The 19,915-nt window shown below is 62.2% G+C and carries 21 protein-coding genes; 14 read left to right on the top strand and 7 right to left on the bottom strand.

Annotated elements, in window-relative coordinates:
• The first annotated feature begins 121 nt into the window (after nt 1–121).
• From ACP3TE_RS02525 to ACP3TE_RS02535, 3 genes are read left to right on the top strand one after another with little or no spacing between them, the layout of a single operon-like run.
• A complete protein-coding gene (locus ACP3TE_RS02525; protein WP_426735128.1) occupies nt 122–1,615 on the top strand; it encodes a pyridoxal phosphate-dependent decarboxylase family protein in 1,494 nt (497 codons plus the stop codon).
• Nucleotides 1,612–2,958, top strand: coding sequence for a lysine N(6)-hydroxylase/L-ornithine N(5)-oxygenase family protein (locus tag ACP3TE_RS02530; RefSeq protein WP_426735130.1), 1,347 nt, complete (start codon nt 1,612–1,614; stop codon nt 2,956–2,958). Before ACP3TE_RS02525 ends, ACP3TE_RS02530 begins: the two co-directional genes overlap by 4 nt.
• 10 nt (nt 2,959–2,968) lie before the next feature.
• The gene (locus ACP3TE_RS02535) at nt 2,969–5,317 is read left to right on the top strand and encodes a GNAT family N-acetyltransferase (RefSeq protein WP_426735131.1); all 2,349 of its coding nucleotides are present in this window, start codon (nt 2,969–2,971) and stop codon (nt 5,315–5,317) included.
• Nucleotides 5,318–5,371: 54 nt separating this feature from the next.
• On the opposite strand, the gene ACP3TE_RS02540 is transcribed toward ACP3TE_RS02535, so the two are convergent.
• Nucleotides 5,372–6,019 (bottom strand): maleylpyruvate isomerase family mycothiol-dependent enzyme, encoded by a 648-nt coding sequence (locus ACP3TE_RS02540; RefSeq protein WP_426735133.1) that lies wholly within the window; start codon nt 6,017–6,019, stop codon nt 5,372–5,374.
• 208 nt (nt 6,020–6,227) lie between these two features.
• Here ACP3TE_RS02540 and ACP3TE_RS02545 point away from each other — a divergent pair, with 208 nt between their 5' ends.
• From ACP3TE_RS02545 to bioB, 5 genes are all read left to right on the top strand, one after another.
• Nucleotides 6,228–6,572 carry a PadR family transcriptional regulator gene (locus ACP3TE_RS02545; protein WP_105661795.1) on the top strand — a complete coding sequence of 115 codons (345 nt, stop codon included), beginning with the start codon at nt 6,228–6,230 and terminating at the stop codon, nt 6,570–6,572.
• A gap of 2 nt (nt 6,573–6,574) precedes the next feature.
• Nucleotides 6,575–6,946 (top strand): DUF1048 domain-containing protein, encoded by a 372-nt coding sequence (locus tag ACP3TE_RS02550; protein WP_105657228.1) that lies wholly within the window; start codon nt 6,575–6,577, stop codon nt 6,944–6,946.
• Between the two features lies 1 nt (nt 6,947).
• On the top strand, nt 6,948–7,739 hold the full coding sequence (locus ACP3TE_RS02555; RefSeq protein ID WP_426735135.1) for an ABC transporter ATP-binding protein: 792 nt from the start codon (nt 6,948–6,950) through the stop codon (nt 7,737–7,739).
• Nucleotides 7,736–8,512 (top strand): ABC transporter permease, encoded by a 777-nt coding sequence (locus ACP3TE_RS02560; protein WP_426735137.1) that lies wholly within the window; start codon nt 7,736–7,738, stop codon nt 8,510–8,512. The genes ACP3TE_RS02555 and ACP3TE_RS02560 overlap by 4 nt, the downstream gene beginning before the upstream one ends.
• A gap of 180 nt (nt 8,513–8,692) precedes the next feature.
• Nucleotides 8,693–9,925: a biotin synthase BioB gene (bioB, locus tag ACP3TE_RS02565; protein WP_426735139.1), complete on the top strand. Its 1,233-nt coding sequence runs from the start codon at nt 8,693–8,695 to the stop codon at nt 9,923–9,925.
• A 22-nt stretch (nt 9,926–9,947) separates the two neighbouring features.
• Here bioB and map read toward each other — a convergent pair whose 3' ends face one another.
• Nucleotides 9,948–10,730 carry a type I methionyl aminopeptidase gene (map, locus tag ACP3TE_RS02570; RefSeq protein ID WP_426735141.1) on the bottom strand — a complete coding sequence of 261 codons (783 nt, stop codon included), beginning with the start codon at nt 10,728–10,730 and terminating at the stop codon, nt 9,948–9,950.
• Nucleotides 10,731–10,776: 46 nt separating this feature from the next.
• On the opposite strand from map, the gene ACP3TE_RS02575 reads away from it, so the two are divergent.
• The 5 genes from ACP3TE_RS02575 (at nt 10,777) to ACP3TE_RS02595 (ending at nt 13,896) form a co-directional block, all read left to right on the top strand.
• The gene (locus ACP3TE_RS02575) at nt 10,777–11,070 is read left to right on the top strand and encodes a helix-turn-helix domain-containing protein (protein WP_332486659.1); all 294 of its coding nucleotides are present in this window, start codon (nt 10,777–10,779) and stop codon (nt 11,068–11,070) included.
• A gap of 104 nt (nt 11,071–11,174) precedes the next feature.
• Nucleotides 11,175–11,501 carry an ArsR/SmtB family transcription factor gene (locus ACP3TE_RS02580; protein ID WP_426735143.1) on the top strand — a complete coding sequence of 109 codons (327 nt, stop codon included), beginning with the start codon at nt 11,175–11,177 and terminating at the stop codon, nt 11,499–11,501.
• 16 nt (nt 11,502–11,517) lie between these two features.
• Nucleotides 11,518–12,270 carry an NADPH-dependent F420 reductase gene (locus ACP3TE_RS02585; protein WP_426736182.1) on the top strand — a complete coding sequence of 251 codons (753 nt, stop codon included), beginning with the start codon at nt 11,518–11,520 and terminating at the stop codon, nt 12,268–12,270.
• A 55-nt stretch (nt 12,271–12,325) separates the two neighbouring features.
• Nucleotides 12,326–13,348: an LLM class flavin-dependent oxidoreductase gene (locus ACP3TE_RS02590; protein ID WP_105657221.1), complete on the top strand. Its 1,023-nt coding sequence runs from the start codon at nt 12,326–12,328 to the stop codon at nt 13,346–13,348.
• A 110-nt stretch (nt 13,349–13,458) separates the two neighbouring features.
• A complete protein-coding gene (locus tag ACP3TE_RS02595) occupies nt 13,459–13,896 on the top strand; it encodes a 6,7-dimethyl-8-ribityllumazine synthase (protein ID WP_426735144.1) in 438 nt (145 codons plus the stop codon).
• Nucleotides 13,897–13,992: 96 nt separating this feature from the next.
• Here the strand turns inward: ACP3TE_RS02595 and ACP3TE_RS02600 are convergent, their stop codons facing one another.
• Nucleotides 13,993–14,649, bottom strand: a complete 657-nt coding sequence (locus ACP3TE_RS02600) for a DUF6308 family protein (protein WP_426735146.1) — start codon at nt 14,647–14,649, stop codon at nt 13,993–13,995.
• 136 nt (nt 14,650–14,785) lie between these two features.
• Here ACP3TE_RS02600 and ACP3TE_RS02605 point away from each other — a divergent pair, with 136 nt between their 5' ends.
• Nucleotides 14,786–15,160 (top strand): PH domain-containing protein, encoded by a 375-nt coding sequence (locus ACP3TE_RS02605; protein WP_013348303.1) that lies wholly within the window; start codon nt 14,786–14,788, stop codon nt 15,158–15,160.
• Between the two features lie 44 nt (nt 15,161–15,204).
• Here the strand turns inward: ACP3TE_RS02605 and ACP3TE_RS02610 are convergent, their stop codons facing one another.
• Genes ACP3TE_RS02610 through ACP3TE_RS02625 form a run of 4 tightly spaced genes read right to left on the bottom strand, consistent with a single transcriptional unit; the run spans nt 15,205 to nt 19,750 of the window.
• Nucleotides 15,205–16,431 carry a glycerate kinase gene (locus tag ACP3TE_RS02610; protein WP_426735148.1) on the bottom strand — a complete coding sequence of 409 codons (1,227 nt, stop codon included), beginning with the start codon at nt 16,429–16,431 and terminating at the stop codon, nt 15,205–15,207.
• Nucleotides 16,432–16,489: 58 nt separating this feature from the next.
• On the bottom strand, nt 16,490–18,049 hold the full coding sequence (locus tag ACP3TE_RS02615) for an SLC13 family permease (RefSeq protein WP_388023999.1): 1,560 nt from the start codon (nt 18,047–18,049) through the stop codon (nt 16,490–16,492).
• The gene (locus ACP3TE_RS02620) at nt 18,046–19,566 is read right to left on the bottom strand and encodes an ATP-binding protein (RefSeq protein WP_105661786.1); all 1,521 of its coding nucleotides are present in this window, start codon (nt 19,564–19,566) and stop codon (nt 18,046–18,048) included. Before ACP3TE_RS02620 ends, ACP3TE_RS02615 begins: the two co-directional genes overlap by 4 nt.
• A complete protein-coding gene (locus ACP3TE_RS02625; RefSeq protein WP_133833006.1) occupies nt 19,559–19,750 on the bottom strand; it encodes a hypothetical protein in 192 nt (63 codons plus the stop codon). The genes ACP3TE_RS02620 and ACP3TE_RS02625 overlap by 8 nt, the downstream gene beginning before the upstream one ends.
• Between the last annotated feature and the right edge of the window lie 165 nt (nt 19,751–19,915).

Consider the following 19,915-nt stretch of genomic DNA (forward strand, 5'->3'; position numbering starts at 1 on the left):
CGGCTTGCATTAACTAATTGAAGTGTGATGTTAATAGATTCTTGTTAGGTGAGCCTGACCAACTATTGATTGTCTCTATCTGAGGAGCATGCTTTTGGGTGCCTCACTGCCTACCCTGCAAATGCCTGATCTACCACTGCCGATCTACGATGATTCGTTGCTCTGCGCAAACACCGCCCGTGTCTACGAAAACGAGTCGCGTGAAGCCATTTCACGCGTGGCCCACCGATTGGCATCGGTGAACGCGCCGACGACCGGACCGACTCCGCAGCAGTTGCAGGAACGCATCGACCTGGTCGACCTGCATAGTCCATTGGGTTCAACCCAGGACTCGTTCACCGAGCTGAATGAGTTGTATTTCAACGACGCGGTCTACTTCCACGATCCGAAGTACGCGGCGCACTTGAACTGCCCCGTCGTGATCCCTGCGGTGGTCGCCGAGAACTTCGTCACGAGCATCAACACCTCGATGGACACTTTTGACCAGAGCGCTGGAGCAACACTGATCGAGCGCAAGCTCATCGATTTCACCGCCAATCTGATCGGCTTCGGGACCGGGCAGGCCGACGGAATCTTTACCTCTGGCGGAACTCAATCCAACCTTCAGGCCATGCTGATCGCACGAAACACCGCTACCGCAAAGCTGCGGGGCACCTTGCCTGAACGGCTGGCTAATCTGCGGATCTATTGCTCGGAAGATGCGCACTTCTCGATTCGCAACGCCGCGATGCTCCTTGGTCTGGGCTACGACGCGGCCGTGGCGATCCCTACAGACGCCCAGCACCGCATGGATGCGCATGCATTGCGCGTGCGCCTGGACGCAGACCTCGCCGCCGGATTGGTGCCCATGGCCATCTCCGCCACCAGCGGGAATACCGACTTCGGGGCCATCGATCCGTTGCCCCAGCTGCGTGCTATCGCCACAGAAGTAGGCGCGTGGTTCCATGTGGATGCCGCATACGGTTGCGGCCTGCTCGTCTCCAACTCCCACCGCCACCGGCTGGACGGCATTGAATTGGCCGACTCGGTCACCGTGGATTACCACAAGTCCTTCTTCCAGCCCATCGGCTCCAGCGCCCTGGTGGTCCGCTCGGCGGCCTCCATGGAATCCATCGCCCACTATGCCGAGTACCTGAACCCGCGTGCGGAGGCCGAGTCCACCCCCAACCAGGTCTCGAAGTCCCTGCAGACCACACGGCGCTTCGATGCGCTGAAGCTGTGGGTCACGTTGCGCTCTTTGGGTGCCAGCCGTTTGGGTGCCATGTTCGACCAGGTCATCGCCTTGGCAGAGGACGCTCAACAGGAAGTTGCCATGCGCGCCCAGCTACGGATGGCAGCCGACGTGCAGCTGAGCACGCTGGTCTTCTCCTTTGAAGATCCACAGCACCCATTGGAACTGGACGAGCACAATGCCCTGGCCAACCAGATCCGCCAACGCCTCTATGCCAGCGGCGAAGCGATGATCGCCGCCACCACAGTCAAAGGCAAACGCCTGCTGAAACTGACGCTGCTCAATCCGAATACGACCCTGGCCGATATCAGCGAGATCCTCGACGCTATCTGCCGGATTGGTTCCGGACTGCTGGCCGAACGCACCCTTGGAGAGAAGAAATGATTGAACCTACCGAGCACTTTGACGTCATCGCTATTGGCGCTGGCCCTTTCAATCTGGGTTTTGCCGCCTTGGCCGATGGATTGGATGATCTGCACGTTGCAGTTCTGGAAGCCGGAGAGAAGTTCGTCTGGCACCCTGGCATGATGCTTCCCGGAACCCATCTCCAGGTTCCCTTCATGGCAGATCTGGTGACCATGGCGAACCCGACCAGCAAGCATTCGTTCTTGAACTATCTCAAGGAAAAACAGCGGCTTTACCCGTTCTATATCCGCGAAGACTTCTACGCGCTGCGCGAGGAGTATTCCAACTACCTGGCGTGGGCCGCAGAAAATATTCAAAGCGTACGATTCGGGCACCGGGTGCTCGAAGCCGAATACCACGACGGGGTCTACCTGTTGTCGGTGCTCACTGCCGCAGGACTGACCCGATTCACCGCAGACAAGTTGGTGCTGGGCACCGGATCCCAGCCTTATCTGCCGCCGGTTCTCACCACGGAAGCACAAGCCACCGGCAACGTGGTGCACTCAAGCGACTACGCCTTCCACCGCGAGAAACTCCTATCCTCCCGGACCGCAGGTTCCGGCCCGAAAGTAACTGCTGTGCTCGGCAGCGGCCAGAGCGCCGCAGAAATCTTCTTGGATCTTCTGCGCAGCTTGCCAGAAGAGGATCATCTGGTGTGGGCAACGCGTTCAGAACGCTACTTCCCGCTGGAATACACCAAGCTCACTTTGGAGATGACATCTCCGGAATACATCGACCACTTCCATGCCCTGCCCATGGATCAGCGGGATGTCCTGTCAGCAGAGCAAAAGGGGCTCTACAAGGGGATCAACGCGGACTTGATCAACGAAATCCACGAAGAGCTCTACCAGCGAAGCGTCAATGGCGCAGCGAATGTGCACCTGCGTACCGGCTGCGCGGCCACGAGCATCGGCGCTGACACGGATCACCTGGCCATCAGCTTGCGCCATGAACGCACCGGTGAAGACCTGGAATTCCTCGCCGACCACCTTGTCATGGCAACCGGCTACCGCGCAGGCACTCCGGACTTCTTGCAAGGCATCAGCCAACGCATCGATTACCTTCCCGATGGCCGCTTCAATGTAGATCGCGAATATTCCATCGGGTTGGACCAGGACATCTTCGTGCAGAACGCTGAACTGCACACCCACGGCTTCACCGCTCCGGATCTGGGCATGGGCGCCTACCGCAATTCAGTAATTATCAACCGCTTGGCTGGACGCGAGGTCTACCCGATCGAGCGACGGATCGCTTTCCAGCGATTCGGCGCCGCCGAACTCAGCGGCTTGCCCACTTCCGCCACTGCCAGCGCACGAGCCTAAGGAACTTCCGATGACCAACTACACTTTCCGTTCCGTGACGTTGCCCGGGGATACTGCGCTGCTGCATTCGTGGATTGCCACCGCGCATGCCTCCTTCTGGGGCATGGCCAACGCAACCGAAAAGGAAATCGAAGCAGAATACCGCACATTGCTTGGCACCCCAGGCTACGAAGTCCTCTTCGGCATCGACGCATCAGGGGACGAGAAATTCCTTGTCGAGCTCTACGACCCCGCAGCATCGCCCCTGGCCGATGCATACAACTGCGTCCGCGGCGACCGTGGACTGCACTTCCTGGCTCCGGCAGCCACCGAGCCGCAGCCTGGGTTCACCCTCGAAGCTCTCTCCTCGGCCATGGTCCAGGCTTTCGCCCTGCCCGGAACCGAACGAATCATCGTGGAACCTGACCTGCGCAACAAAGCCATCCATGCCCTGAATGCCCGAGTTGGCTTCCGCCCGGTACGTCCAGTGGAGCTCTCCGAAGCAGACGGCTCAATCAAGCAGGCACTTCTGTCCATCTGCACTCGCCAGGATTTCGAAACCGCTACCGGCCGCGGCTTGGAATCCTCATTCCTCTCCCCTGCACGTTGGGACATCGCCAACCGCCATGTCTTGGCCAAAGCCCTGGGCGAATTTTCGCATGAGCGCCTCCTGGAGCCTGCCGGCCATGGAGAAAACCGCTACTCAGTCCAGAAGGATGCCCACCGCTACAGCTTCAGCGCCCAGCGGTACCAGCTGAACCACTGGTTGGTTTCACCGCAGTCCGTGGAACACCACCACTTCGTTGACGGCAGCTGGCAGCAGGCAGAGGTGGACGCCATTGAGTTCATCACCCACTTCTGCCAGGAACTCACGCTTTCCCCGGTGCAGCTGCCCACCTACCTTGAAGAGCTCTCATCCACGCTGGCCAGCCACTGCTACAAGCAGGTTCATGCAACCCATAATTCAGCACAGCTGGCCCGGTTCGACGGCACAGCCGCACAGTCCTTCCAGCTCATCGAATCTTCCATGACCGAGGGCCACCCGTGCTTCATAGCCAACAACGGAAGAATGGGCATCGGGCGCACCGACTACCTGAGGTACGCCCCCGAAACCGGTTCCGCCCTGCACCTTGGCTGGGCTGCCGCCCACAAGTCCCGAGCACAATTCGACGCCGTGGATTCGCTGGATTACGAAGGGCTGCTGGCCGCCGAGCTGGATCCAGCCGAGCGCCAGCGCTTGGATGCGGCCCTGGAGGCCTCCTTGTTCGGCACCGGCTATGCAGCCGGGGACTACATCTTCATTCCGGTGCACCCTTGGCAATGGGAGAACCGCCTGTCGATCACGTTCGCCAATGATATTGCCCGCAAGCAATTGATCTGGCTGGGCACCAGCGTTGACGAGTACCAGGCGCAGCAGTCGATCCGCACCTTCTTCAACCGGTCCAACCCGGAACGCCACTACGTCAAGACGGCAATGTCGATCTTGAATATGGGCTTCATGCGCGGGCTCAGTGCCGAGTACATGAAGGTGACTCCCGCGATCAACCAGTGGTTGGGCGAGTTGTTCGCAAAGGACCCGGTGCTCTCGACCCAGCCGGTCGCCCTGCTGCGTGAAATTGCGGCCGTAGGCTACCGCAACCCGCAGTTCGAAGCAGCCACCGGCAAGAGCGATCCGCAGCGGAAGATGCTGGCTGCGCTGTGGCGGGAGTCCCCGATCAGCCTGCTGGGCCCGGAAGAAAAGTTGGCTACGATGGCCAGCCTATTGCATGTCGATGCGTCCGGCAGGTCCTTTGCCGGCGCCCTCATTCGCCGCAGCGGGCTAGCACCGGCCGACTGGCTAAGCCGTTACCTCGATGCCTACCTCATTCCGCTGGTGCATTGCCTGGCTGCCTATGATTTGGTGTTCATGCCGCATGGCGAAAACGTGATCATGGTGCTTGAGAACGGTGCTGTGAAGAAGGTCCTGCTCAAGGATCTGGGCGAAGAGATTGCCGTGCTCTCGGACCGGGTGGAACTCCCGGAGGAGATTCGCCGGGTACGCACCGGTGGAGATCCGGTATTGTCGGTCTTCACGGATGTCTTTGATTCGTTCTTCCGCTTCCTCGCGCCGCTGCTGGATGCCGAAGAACTGCTTTCCGAAGCAGATTTCTGGAAGACCGTAGTTCAACGGCTGCTGGATTATCGCGGGCAGCATCCGCAGTTCGCTGAACACTTTGATCAGCTGGGACTTTTCGCGCAGAGCTTCCCGCTGTCGTGCTTGAACCGCCTGCAGTTGCGCAACAACCAGCAGATGCTGGATCTCGCCGACCAGTCCGGAGGCCTGCTCTACGCAGGCGATCTGGAGAACCCGCTGGCCACCGCCCTCATTCCCGCTGGCTGATTTGCCGGCTTCCCCAGCATCGCGCCGTACAGTCATCGTGCGGCGCGATGCTTGCTATTTCCGCGGCTGTGCCGTGATCCTGCGTGCCAGCTCGCCGACCCCTGCGCCCTGAAGCCGCGGGAGGACCTGTTCCCTTCCGGCCATCGCCAGGACCAGATCCAGCAGTTCGCCACGCACCTCGGGACCGTTCCCGCAACTGAAAGCGTCGTCCGCCGCCGACATCCGCAAGCCCTTGACCAGGGTGCTGCTATTGACTGCGAAGTCCTTGGAGGCGAAGAATCCTGCCACCGCTCGCAGTGCCGTGGGTTCAGGCCGCAGGATCAGATCGAGTGCCTGGGCGATGTCCTGCCCGTGCACTACCACTTCGCCCAGCAAACCGGTCACCGAGTTCAGCGGGGCAATGGATTTGCTGGCAGAACGATTGAAATTATCCAGCGTTTGCCGGGCGCCGTCCCCGAGCTGCAGGCGCAGCAGCCGCTCGTTGTGCCGGTCGGCATTGAATCCGGAACGAGCCATATTCACCAGCCAGCGGGCGGTCGAGGTGGATCCGGCGGCCGCCAGATGCGCCGCCACATCGCGGATCTGCCAGTTCGCGCAGAGCGATGGGGCGTTCCACTGCTCCGGAGCCAAGCTGCCCAGCAATCCTGTCAACCGCGCACGCTCGGCATGGACCAGCTCCCAATGCCATCTCGCATCCTTCATGGCGCCTCATCTCCATAGATCCAGTACCGGCTCAGCTTCCAGGAGCATACCGGATTTCCGGTTGCGCCATCTTGCCACTGGTCAAATGGTGGTTCTCCAAAGCTCCGAAAAATATCTGGAAAATCTTGGTACTAAGTATTGCTAAATACCGCTACTTAGTTCTACTATCTACTTGTACTCAATGACACTAAGTAGAGAGGGGTGCACCATGGCCACACAGATGACCGAGATGCTCAAAGGCACCTTGGAAGGGATCGTCCTGGCGATCCTGGCCGAACGCCCGGCCTACGGATACGAGATCACCACGGAACTGCGCGAACGCGGCTTCACCGATCTGGCCGAGGGAACCATCTACGCGCTGCTGGTGCGCATCGAGCAGAAAGGCCTCGTCTCGGTGGAGAAAGTCCCGTCCGAAAAAGGGCCTCCCCGCAAGGTCTTCACCCTCAACCCCAGCGGCAAGCAGCAGCTCGACGACTTCTGGACCACCTGGAACCTGCTCGTCTCCCGCATCAACAACCTCCCCCACCCGAGCACCCCGCAGAAAGGGCACTGATCATGGTCGCCAAATGGATTGAAGCTTTCACCGGCTCACTGGAGCAGAAGAAGCAGTACAAGCAGAGCATGGCACGCCTCAAGGCCCTGCCCCAGCCCTATGCCAAGGCCGCTGCAGGAGTGCAGCGCTACCTGCTGAACCAGAGCGGGGTCACCGACGCCGAAACGATGATCTCCATGTATTCGGACCTGGCCGACCTCTTCGAAGGAGCAGCCGCCAACGGCACCGCGCTGCGCGAACTGCTTGGCCAGGACCCGGCGGAATTCGCCGATGACTTCGCCCAGGCCTACGGGGGCAAGCGCTGGACCGACAAGGAACGCACCCGCCTGGCCGACACCATTTCCGAAGCAGAGAACGAATCGAAGGAGCAATGACATGAATACCGCATTGGCCCCGGAACCGGCCATCGAGGTCACCGGACTGGTCAAGTCATTCAAGAAGCTGCCCGTGCTGCGCGGACTGGACTTCACCGTGCAGCCTGGCAGCATCTTCGCCTTGCTCGGTTCCAATGGCGCCGGCAAGACGACGCTGGTGCGGATCCTGGCCACCCTCCTTCCCGCCGATGCGGGAACCGCCCGGGTCTGCGGAGCTGCAGTGCGCGAGAACCCGGTCCAGGTCCGCCGGTCGCTGGGCCTGACCGGGCAATTCGCCGCAGTGGACGAGGTCCTGACCGGGCGCGAAAACTTGCTGCTGATCGCGCGGCTGCTCCGCTTGGAGAATCCGCGGTCCATCGCCAACGGCTTGCTGGAGCGCTTCAACCTCTGCGACGCAGCGGACCGGCCCGCAGGAACCTACTCCGGCGGGATGCGCAGGCGCCTTGATATCGCCATGGGACTGGCCGGCAACCCGCCGGTGCTCTTGCTCGATGAGCCGACCACGGGACTGGATCCCCAATCGCGCCGCGAGACCTGGCAGGTGATCCGCGACTTGGCCGAGTCCGGCACCACGATCCTGCTCACCACCCAGTACCTGGATGAAGCAGAGCACCTGGCCGATCAAATCGCCATCCTCCACGAGGGCACCATCATCCACCAGGGCACGCTGGCCGAACTCCAGGCCCTGCTGCCGCCGGCCACCACCGAGCTGGTGGCCAAGCGGCCGAGCCTGGAGGAGATCTTCCTGGAACTGATCGGCCACCACCAGCGAACCGAAGGGAGCAAGCCATGAGCATCGCGGCACTGCGGGAAACCAGAATCCTCACCGGGCGCTCGATGCGCCACGTTGTCCGCAGCCCCGACACCATCATCACCACGGCCATCACCCCGGTGGCCATGATGCTGCTGTTCACCTACGTTTTCGGCGGGGCTATCGGCACCAGCGCCACCAGCGCCACCGGGCCGTATATCAACTACCTGCTGCCCGGGATCCTGGTCATCACCATCGCCTCCGGGGTCGCCTACACCTCCTACCGGCTGTTCCTGGACCTGCGCGATGGGCTGGTGCAGCGCCTGCGCTCCATGCCGATCTCCCGCTCCAGCGTGCTCTGGAGCCATGTGGCGACCTCGTTGGCGGCGAACCTCCTCTCCCTGGTGCTGGTACTGGGGGTCGCCCTGGCCATGGGCTTCCGCTCCTCCGCCTCCATGGCAGCGTGGATCGCCGTGCTCGCGCTGCTGTGCCTGGTGACCCTGAGTCTGACCTGGGTAGCGGTGCTTGCCGGCTTGAGCGCGAAATCGGTGGATGGCGCCAGCGCCTTCAGCTACCCGCTGATCTTCCTGCCCTTCATCTCCTCGGCGTTCGTTCCCACCGAGTCAATGCCCGGGCCGGTGGCCTGGTTCGCCGAGCACCAGCCGATCACTGCCATCGTCGATTCGCTGCGCGCCCTGCTGTCGCAAGGACCCGTGGGTTCCGAGCTCTGGATCGCCCTGGTCTGGCTGGCAGGCATCTTGATCCTGGCTTGGGCGCTGGCCACGCGGATCTACCGGAGCAAGACCTCCAGCTGAGCGGCGGGCGCTCCGCACGGGACGCGCGCCGTCTGCAACTGCTGTGGAAAGCAGCGCAAGCCCCCGACTTGAACATTGTTCAAGTCGGGGACTTTTCGTGTACATTGGTGCCAGCAATTGAACACCGTTCAAGAATGGCTGCACCTTGGCAGGCAGCCATCCAACCAGGCGAAGGAACCCATGAGCATCCCCGCGCAGCGCACCGACACCGCAGATTTCACCGAGCTGGCCGCACGCATCTCCGCTGGCCACCAGCTCACCGCAGCAGAGGCCCTCGGGCTGCTGGCCACCAGCGACGCGCAGACGTCGGCACTGGTCAGTGCGGCCGGGGTGCTGCGGCGCAAGCATTTCGGCAACACCGTGAAGGTCAACTACCTGGTCAACCTGAAGTCCGGCTTGTGCCCCGAGGACTGCACCTACTGTTCCCAGCGTCTGGGCTCCAAGGCCGAAATCCTGAAATACACCTGGCTCAAGCCCGGCGAAGCGGTGCGCCAGGCAGGTTTGGGCATCGCCGGCGGCGCCTCGCGGGTCTGCATGGTCGCCTCCGGCAAGGGACCCACGGACCGCGATGTGCAACGCGTCGCGGACATGATCGGCGCATTGAAGGAAGCGCATCCGCAGGTCGAGGTCTGCGCCTGCATCGGCATCCTGAAGCAGGGGCAGGCCCAGCGGCTCAAGGAGGCCGGCGCCGACGCCTACAACCACAACCTGAATACGGCCGAGTCCCTCTACCCGGAAATCTGCAGCACCCACAGCTTCGCCGAGCGCGTCTCCACCGTCCAGCAGTCCAGGTCCGCCGGCCTCTCCCCCTGCTCCGGGCTCATCGTTGGACTGGGCGAAACTCCCGAGCAGCTGGTCGAGGCGATCTTCGCCTTGCGCGCACTGGAAGCCGATTCCATTCCGGTGAACTTCCTGATGCCTTTCGACGGCACCCCGCTGGAAGGCACCTGGAACCTGACCCCGCGCGCGTGCCTGCGGATCCTGGCCGTAGTGCGGCTAGCCTGCCCGGACAAGGAAATCCGGATGGCCGGCGGACGCGAAATGCACCTGCGTTCCTTGCAGGCCAACGCCCTGGAAGTGGCCAATTCGCTGTTCCTCGGCGACTACCTGACCAGCGAAGGGCAGGACGCGAAAGCCGACCTGGCGATGATTGCCGACGCGGGTTTCGTGGTGCTGGGCCAAGAAGGCCAGGACCCGGCGCAGCCGGCCAGGACGCTGCGCGAAGCCGCCGGCCACGCTTCGCGCCAGCCGGAGGATGCGGGCAACGCCGGGGCCAACGGGTGCAGCGGATCGTGCTGCACCTCCGTTGCTTCCCCGGCCTGCGGCAGCGCCTCCTCGGGCTGCGGCACCGGCACGGCCGAACCGGTGCTCCGCCGCCGCGGCGCCGGCACCGGGGAAAGCCCGAACGCCTGATCGCCGCCATGCCGGCCTCTGCCTATGCCGAGAGGTCGGTGGGCAGGGTGAGAATCTCCGCGCCAGTTTCCGTGATGGCAATGGTGTGCTCGGTGTGCGCCGTGCGGCAGCCGGTGGCGCTGCGCAGGGTCCAGCCATCGCGGTCCGTCACCAGCTTGCTGGTATCGGCCATGACCCACGGTTCGATGGCCAGCAGAAGACCGGGACGCAGCGTGTACCCGCGTCCGCGGCGGCCATCGTTGGAAACGTGAGGATCCTGATGCATGGTGCTGCCGATGCCGTGGCCGCCGAATTCCATGTTGACCTTGTACCCTTCGGCGGTCAGCACCGATCCGATGGCGAAGGACAGGTCGCCGATCTTGGCTCCGGGACGCGCCTCGGCGATGGCGGCAGCCAGGGCGCGCTGCGTGGTCTCGATCATCTTCAGGTCTTCTGCACGCGCAGCCGTGCCGACAATGAAGCTGATCGCCGCGTCGGAGGCGATGCCTTTCAAGGTGATGGCCAGATCCAGGGTGAGCAAGTCGCCATCGGCCAGCTGGTAGTCGCGAGGCAGTCCATGGAGCACCGCATCGTTGACTCCCGTGCAGATGTAATGGCCGAAGGGGCCGCTGCCGAAGGACGGGGCGTAGTCGACGTAGCAGGAGACCGCGCCGGCCTCCTCGATCATTTCCTTGGTCCAGGCATCGATTTCCAAGAGATTGGTGCCGACCTGCACGCGGTGCTTGAGCGTATTGAGGATGTTTCCGACAAGGCGTCCGGTCTCGCGGGCGCGCTCTACTTCGCTGGCTGTGAGAATCTCGATCATTCCAATTACTATACCGGTATTTTAATACCGGTATAATGGTCTCATTATGGTCAGACTGCCGCTTACCGCCCGGGAAATCGAACAGGGCAAGAACCTCGGCGCGCTGCTTCGGCAGGCACGCGGCGAACGAACAATCCTCGACGTCGCGATCCAAGCCGGCCTCTCCCCCGAAACCCTGCGGAAAATCGAAACCGGCCGCGTCGCCACTCCCGCTTTTTCCACCATCGCCGCCGTCGCGGCCGCGCTGAGCCTATCGCTCGATGAGATCTGGTCAACCATCAACTCGCAGAAAACCTGCGGCTCTCCAGCACTTCACCCCTCACAGCTATCGCACCGCTAATTCGCAGGGCCTGATCCCTTCTGCATGTACATGTTGACGCGTACATAACTAGTATGTACACTTTTTTGCGTACATGCACGCCTTTCGGAGTTAAGGAAATGAACGTGGCAAGCCGCCTCACTCGACCTCTAACCATTCCCTCCGAAGAGGACATGGACCTATTCGAAATCATGGCCGCTCTGGCCGATCCGGTCAGGCGCGCCATCATCGGACACATTGGCGCAACCCCCGGTGGCGCGTGCAGCAGCTCGGACTTTGGTGTCTCAAAGTCGGCACTCACCCGGCACTGGCGCATCCTCAGGGAATCCGGCTTGATCAGGCAAGAGGTTGATGGCACCCGGCACCGCAACTGGTTGCGCACCGAAGAACTGGATCATCGATTCCCTGGACTCATGGATACGGTTCGCCAGGAACTTGCCCGCACCACATAAAATTCTTCACCCTTAGATACCTCATCGACCACAAGATAAGAATTCGGAGCAACCCATGAGCACAACCAAGATCGGGATTATCGGTAGCGGAAATATCGGCCAGGCCATTGCTCGCCTAGCAGTGGCCGCTGGCGCCACCGTGGCCATCGCGAACTCACGCGGCACCGCCTCGCTCGCCGACGTGGAGGAAGAACTCGGCGACAACGCGCACGCGGCAACCGTTGCTGAAGCCGCTGAATATGGCGATATCGTCGTGTTGGCCATCCCGCTGTCGGCTTATTCGGACCTTCCAACCCAGGTGCTTGCCAACAAGACGGTCCTATCCACCGGCAACTACTACCCATCCCGCGACGGGCGCATAGAAGTTCTCGATTCCTTGAAGTCCACTACTGCGCAGTTGGAAGCATCGCTCCTTCCCGGCGCCCGCATCACCAAAGCCTTCAACAACATCGTGGCGCATCACATCCCGCTTCTGGTCAATTCAGCTCCGAGGACCGCGTTGCCAATATATGGCGATGACCTTGCTGCCAAGACCGAAGTGCTGGAACTTGTCCAAGCGTTGGGCTTCGACACGGTTAATGCCGGAACCTTGGCTGATTCGTGGCGCGCCGAGCCCGAATCCGGTGGCTACACTCACGTCTACGCCCAAGATCCCGCTAATTTCTACTCCGCGCACCTTGCCGATCGCGGTCAGCCAGTGACTATCGCGCAGCTCGAAGAGGCGCTCGCCACTGCGCATCGAGCCGACGTCGCCGCCCGCCAGTTCTAGCAGACCACGAGGCTAGGACTGGAATAACCATTCGAGACTACTTGTTGCCTCAAGTATGAAGAACATCGGATTCTTGTCCTTCGGCCACTGGACCGACCACCCGCAATCAGGCACCCGCACCGCCTCCGATGCCCTGCTGCAGGCCATCGATCTGGCGGTCGCCGCCGAGGAGCTCGGCGCGGACGGCGCCTATTTCCGCGTGCACCACTTCGCCCAGCAATACGCCTCCCCGTTCCCGCTGCTGGCTGCCATCGGCGCGCGAACCAGCCGCATCGAGATCGGTACCGGCGTCATCGACATGCGCTACGAGAACCCGCTGTACATGGCTGAGGATGCAGGCTCCGCCGACCTGATTTCCAATCGCCGCCTGCAGCTGGGCATCAGCCGTGGTTCGCCCGAGCAGGTCATTGACGGCTGGCGCCACTTCGGCTTCGAGCCGCGCGAGGGCGAATCGGATGCCGATATGGGCCGCCGGCATACCGAGCGCCTGCTCGAGGTGCTTTCCGGGGAAGGCTTCGCCGAGCCTAGCCCGAACCCGATGTTCCCCAATCCCCCGGGCCTGCTGCGCATCGAGCCGCATTCGGACACCTTGCGCGAACGCATCTGGTGGGGTTCCGGATCCAATGCCACTGCAGTGTGGGCCGCGAAGCTGGGCATGAACCTGCAGAGCTCCACGCTCAAGGACGATGAATCGGGCAAGCCCTTCCACGTCCAGCAGGCCGAGCAGATCCAGCTCTACCGCGACGCCTGGAAGGAAGCCGGCCACTCACGCGAACCGCGCGTCTCGGTGAGCCGCAGCATCTTCGCACTGACCGATGAGCGCGACTGGCAGTACTTCGGCCGCGACCGCTACAGCTCGGACCAGATCGGCAACATCGATGAGAAGACCCGTGCGGTCTTCGGCAAGTCCTATGCCGGGGAACCAGATGAACTGGCCAAGAAGCTGGCCGAAGACGAAGCCATCGCCGCGGCGGATACGCTCCTTCTCACCGTTCCAAACCAGTTGGGCGTGGACTACAACGCCCACGTCATCGAATCAGTGCTCAAGCACGTGGCCCCGCTGATGGGCTGGCGCTGAACCGGCTCATTCGTTACGCAAACCCCTTCCCCATTTATTCCATTGAGACCCACGCCACTAGGGTAGATCAAAAGACTTAGACATTTGCACGCAGAATCAGGGAGCAACTCATGAGCAAGCCATTGAACGTCGCCTTCATCAAGGCCAGCTGGCATGCGGATATCGTCGACCAGGCCCTGGCCGGCTTCAAGGCCGAGATGGATTCTTCCGGGCAGGAATACACCATCAATGTCGTCAGCGTACCCGGCGCCTACGAAATGCCATTGCAGGCCCAGCGCCTGGCGAAGACCGGCAAGTACGATGCAGTGGTAGCCGCAGCCCTCGTGGTTGACGGCGGCATCTACCGCCACGACTTCGTTGCCCAGGCGGTAGTGGACGGCTTGATGCGGGTCCAGCTGGATACCGATGTACCTACTTTCTCGGTCAGCCTGACCCCGCACCACTTCCACTCGAATGATGAGCACCATGGCTTCTACTTCGAGCATTTCCTGAAGAAGGGCGCCGAGGCGGCACGCGCGGTTCAGGCCGTGGCGGCTATCGAGCTCTAGGGAATACGCGAAAAACAGGCGTGCTGCCTTGAACGCCGTTGTCAACGGTCAAGGCAGCACGCCTGAGCCGATTCTGGGCCAAGCCCTAGGCGCGATCTACGAATGCCTTATTTCGCGCTTTCCTTGCTTCCATAATGCAATATCCAAAACTCGTAATAACGACAAGTGAGGTTGGCCAGCCTCAGCCCTGATCGCTCCGAGCTTGTCTACAAATTCCGCGGCCTCGGAAGAACCGTCGTGGAAGGCGGAGTACCAAACGATCCACTGTTCTCCACTGCCTTTGATCCCGGCAACTGCTTCGACAACCGAATCGTAAACCGGAATCAAGTCCGGCCGCTTGCGAGCCATGATCTTGCTTGCCGTGGTTTGGCCAACCTTCCAAGGGTCTTCATGTTGCCGTAGAAGCGACCACAATTCATCCGCAGGCGATCCCTCAGCGAGATATTTCTCGAATGATTCTGGTGTCAAATTCTCAAACTTCAAGTCCTGCGGAATCTGGGACAGCAATTCGCTGATTTGCTCGGCTAGCGTTTCGAGGATTCCCAAGGAAGCCTGCGCTGGCACGTCAACGGAGAGCATCGATACCGCCACCAAGTCGGTCGCAGTGATTCGATGTGGATCAGTATCGACACCTTCACCCAGAGTTTCAAAGCGCGATCCAGAAAACTTGGGCCGACCGTTTCCCATGGTCCCGAAATAGTCCCTTACATCTTCTACCGCAGTGCTGAAGTCTACTTTTGATCGAAGTTGCATTTACGCTGACCCCCATTATTGGTTGAAGATTTGATTATTTCACCGTACCTGAGGGTACCGACAAGTTGGGCTCTCAGCCACGATTCGGGAAATTAGTCGTCGCCTATTTGTCCCTCATCCTTCGTACGCTCTTTACATGATTGATTTCAATAATTCCTCTGTCTTCAAATTGGGCCCATGGGACCTTTCACAAGTCGCACCGGAGATCGTACCCATGATGGTCACTGGCGAAGAGCTACTAAGCGCTTTCAAGGGTGCACGCGACTACGTGGTCTTCAGCAACAAGCGACTCATCGCCGTCAATGTGCAAGGCATGACCGGCAAAAAGCGGGATTACACCTCGTTACCGTATTCGAAAGTCCAGTCGTTCTCCGTTGAAACAGCTGGAACCTTCGATCTGGATGCGGAGCTGGACCTGTGGTTCAGCGGGTTGGGCAAAGTTCGTCTGGAGTTCAAGGGCAAAGTTGATGTCCGGGCCCTCTCTCAGCTCATCGCCTCCTACGTGCTCTAGCAAGACAGCACGCCTGTTCCTATTCAGGGCGAGACCGCTGGCTGCTACCAGGCCTCGCGCGGGCTGAGCCGGGCTGCTGCCATTGATGCACCCAGGATGATGGTGCGCATGAAGCGTTCGGCCGCTTCGATCAGCAGCCGCTCCCCGTCATCCACTGCTTCTTGCAGCGTCATCGGGATCGGCATGATCGAGGCAATGGCGTCAATTCCGATATCGTGCACGTCTCGGCAGCCGCGGCCCAGAGTTCCTGCCAAAGCCACTACCGGCACCCCATGCAGCGCCGCGCGCCGCGCTACCTCCGCAGGCACCTTGCCCTTGGGCGTCTGGAAGTCGATGGCGCCTTCTGCGGTGATGACCAGATCCGCTCCGCGCAGCATCGAGTCCAGATCAATGCCGGCCAAGCCCGAGTCCAGGATCGCCTCGAAGCGAGGCAAGAGCACCGCCCCCACCGCCGCCAAGCCAGCGCCCAGCCCGCCCGAAGCACCCGTCCCCGGGGCCAAAGCGAAATCCGTGGAGCGCGAGGACTCCAACGCATCGCGGCGCAGGATCGAGGCCCAGCGTTCGAAACCTGCTGACATGATTTCGACCTGTTCCGGAGTTGCCCCCTTCTGCGGACCGAAAACGCGGGCCACTCCGCGCGGGCCGGTCAGCACATTGTGCGGGTTCAGCGCCATGGTGATCCGGACATTCCCGGCAGCCAGGGCCGGGTGCAGGCCGGACAGATCCAACCGGTCCACCGATCCGAGGTAGTTGCCGCCGGCCTTGACCTCATGGCCGTTGGCATCAAGGATTCGTGCACCCAGCGCCTGCAATGCCCCCATGCCGCCATCCGAGGTACCCGAGTCGCCGCAGCCCACGAGGATCTTGGAGGCCCCGGCATCAATGGCGGCCGCGATCAGCTCGCCCACACCGTAGCTGGTGGTGGTTCCCGGATCCCGCTGGTCGCGGGGAACCAGCCGCAGGCCCGCAGCGGCGGCCATTTCGACGACTGCCGTTCCGGCCGCTTCGCCACCGAGCATGGCGTAGTGGGACTCGACTTGCTGGCCGACCGGACCGGTGACTGCCATTGGCACCAGGTGGCCGCCGGTAGCGCACGCCAGGGTTTCTGCGGTGCCTTCGCCGCCATCGGCGATGGGCACTGCCTTGACCGTGGCTCCGGGCAAGGCCCGGCGAACCCCGGCGCCGATGGCCGCCGCGACTGCCGCCGCGTCGAGGGATTCCTTGAATCCGGAAGGGGCTACCAGGATGAGTTGTGGAAGTGCGTGTGCCATGATTCGTTGTCCTTTTCAGTGAGGATGAATGCGATGAGATGTGAAGCTACAAGGTGGTTCAGAGGAACAGCGGCAGTCCCATGGCCGGCCAGATCCAGAAGGCGAAGACCAGGACCAGCAGGACCATGAGCGGTCCGAGCACCGCGCTCAGGCGCAGCAGGTCTGCCGGCTTATAGGTTTCGATGCCCTCGATCTCGGAGAACAGGTTCACCGGCTTCGCGCTGCTGGTCAGGGTGTGGCAGAAACCGGCGGCGGCGGTGGAAGCCAGGGCAATGGCTACCGCGTTGACCCCGACGCCCGGGGCCAGTGAGACCACCAGCGGAATCAGCACCGCTGAGCGGGCCGAACGGGACTGGATGACCAGATGCGCCGCGGCAGAGACCACCACCACGAGGACGGTGAAGACCCAGGGTGCGGCAGCGCCGAGCTGCTCGACGGGGCCAAGCACCTTGCGGGCCAGCCATTCGGCGGCTCCGCTTCCGGCGAGCGCCGTGCCCAGGGTGAGGGTCGCGGCCATGAAGATGAGCATCGACCACGGCACCGCCTTCAATGCCTTGGCCAGGCCTACAGAGCCGTATCCCGGGCTGGCTACTAGCAATGAACCAAGCAGGGCCACGATGGCGGGATGGAGCTGGTGCAGGGGCTCGGTGCACCAGAGCACCACCACAGCCGAGACCAGCAGCGCTGCCCTGGATTGCCCCACCGTGAGCGGGCCCGAGAGCGGCACCGGCGAATACTGCTGCAGCCGCTCGATGCCCACCGCCAGCGGTTCTGCGCGGTCCTCCTTGCGGGTGAACATCCACAGCACCAGTTCGGCGCACAGATGGGAGGAAACGAAAGCCAGCGGCAATCCGTAGACCAGCCAGCCGGCGAAGGAGAATCCTTCATGGCCCGCGGTGGCGAGGATCTGGCTGGTGATCAGGTGCGCTCCGGCTCCCAGATAGGATGCCACGGCCGAAAGCAGGATAACCGAGGGGAAAACCAGGGACAGGGCCAGGACGATACGGCGGCGATCCGCCAGCGCCTTGGCCAGGGCAATGAAGACCGGAATGGCCAGGGCCGCGCGCCCGGAAGTGGACGGCACCGCGAATGCGGTAGCGACCAGCACGCCGGTAGTCAGGTGGATCAGCTGCCGCGGGGTGTTCGCCCCTGCGGCTATCCATGCTGCGGCGCGGGTAGCCAGTCCCGTGGCGGTGATCCCCGCCGCGATCACGAAGGCGGCCAGCAAGAGCCAAATGGTGTCTTCTCCCAGCGAGGAGAACAGGTCGGCTTCGGGCAGCACGCCCATGAGCACCAGCACCACTGCTGCGCCCAAGGCGATAAAGGTATCGCCTACTGGCGAGAAGACCCAGAGCCAGATGGCCAAGGCGAAGACCGCCAGGGTCAGGGCCCCTTGGGCTGGCAATGCCTGCGCTGTCCCCGCATCTGGGCCGAAGGCTCCGTAGGCGCACCAGCCGAGAAAGGCCAGCAAGACCAGTGCGGCGATGATTCGCGCTGCGTTCTGCTTGCTCCACCGGTTTCGTGCAGCACCGGCGTTGCCCTGTTCCGCGGCCTGGTCCGTGGACCGCTGGGCGGTGTAGCGGAATCCCGAGCGTGGCGCGGTTGGCTTGATGCTCATGACTCACCGCCCAGGCTGCTGGCCATGGATTGGGCGAATTCTTCTTCGCAGCGGATGCCTTGTCCGGCATCAGCTTGCGGGAGGGAAAATCCGAAACTGGTCCCGTTGCCGTTTCCGGATTCCACCCAGGCCGTGCCGCCGTGGGCTTGCGCGACCGCTTTCACCACGGCCAGGCCCAAGCCCATGCCGGTTCCTTGCTGGCCGGCTTCCGGGGCACTGCGATAGTTTTCCAGCAGGGCACGGGCCTGGTCCGGATCCAACACCGGTCCATCGTTGGCAACCCAGAAGCTGGCCATGCCCTTTGCTGCGGCAGAACCGATCCGGATGCTTTCTCCATCCTCGGTATGCGCGACAGCATTTTGGATCAGTTGGTGCATGGCCTGGGCAACGCGCAGCGGATCCAGCCACGCCTGGGCCTTGGCAGACTCGGCTATGCGGAATCGGCGGTCCGGGTAGGCGCCCGGGCGGGCGGCTGCCGCGGCAACGTCCGCCGTGACTTCGCCGACGGGCACCATTCGGCGCTGGATGAAGTCCGGGTCCGAGCTTTGCGCCAGCAATTCCAGGTCGGCAAGCGTCTGCCCCATCAGTGAAATGTGCGCCTGCGCGGTGCTGATGATCCTGCCGCGTTGCTTCCGGGGCACCTCTTCCTCGTTGAGCTTCTGCAAGGCAGCTGCCATCTTGCGTTGCGGGCTTCCCAGGTGCTCTCGTGCTTCGGCGATGAAGTGGCGTTGGGCCAGATGCGAAGCTTCAACCCGGTCAAGCATCGCATTCAGTGTCCTGGCCAGCTGCGCCAAGTCGTCGCGTCCTTCGACCGGAACGCGGGCCGAGAGGTCATTGGCGCTAATCGAGGCGGCGGTTTCGCTCATGGTGCGGATGGGACGCATGATCTGCCCAGCTGCCAACCAGGCGATCCCCGCGGTCAAGGCCAGTCCCCCGGCGGCCACGCCGAAGAGCATGGTTGCCTGCCGGTTGGCTTCTTCCTGGGCCCCGCCAATGAAGTGCGCGACGACCAAATGGGCTTGGTGCCCCGCCCCGCTGGCTCCGGAGGCATCCTTGGCCTCGGCCTTCGCCCAGCGAACCGTCCCGTGGTTGCTCTCCAGGATTCCGGAGGTCTTCGCGTCATCGAGAATACGGCCCAGGAGCACGGGGTCATCAGCCAGCCAGGTCCCGGCCTGGTTGGCTGCGGTGCCTGCGGTGAGCACCCGTCCATTGGCCTGCGCGAGAATCGCTTCGCCGGCCATCGGCTGCTGGCGGGCCAGATAGCGTTCCATCAATTCACCGATCGAGGAAAACGGGCGAGCTGTCTTCGGGTCCAGTCCCTCGGCGGCGAAGGTCCGGAACTCCTCGATTTCCTGCGCGATGCCCACGTTGGCAGCTTCGGCTACTTGGCCGGACATGATCGAACGCATCGAAACCGTTACGGCCAGCAGGGCCAGTGCAGTAGTGAGCACGATCCACCCGACAATGCGCAACCGTGCCGACACCGTTGATCCCTGGTGCTCATGGATATCAGCCATTGGCGATCAGCTCCTCAGCTTGCGCTTGTGCAGCAGCGGGCTCGGGAGCCGGTGAGAGCTGGACAATGATTGGCTGCTGATGCGGGATGGGCGGATTGGCCTTGTCGGCAAGTGCCTGGCTGGCGCCGGCCAGTCCCGCTGGCACGGCCAACACCATGAGGATGAGAAGTATGCGGCGATTCATGCTTTGAACATTAAAAGACCCTTGTGAGGAGCGCATTAGGCGGTGGTGAGAGGATTATGGCGCGTCCATGAGAAGCAAATGAGAGCGAGCGAATCGCCCCGGGTTCTCGCGTATTTCCGAGGTCCGGCAGCGCGGGGAATTCCTTGAAAATTTTCCCGATCTTCC

The organism is Glutamicibacter sp. 2E12 (genome assembly GCF_050030965.1).
Lineage (GTDB): Bacteria > Actinomycetota > Actinomycetes > Actinomycetales > Micrococcaceae > Glutamicibacter.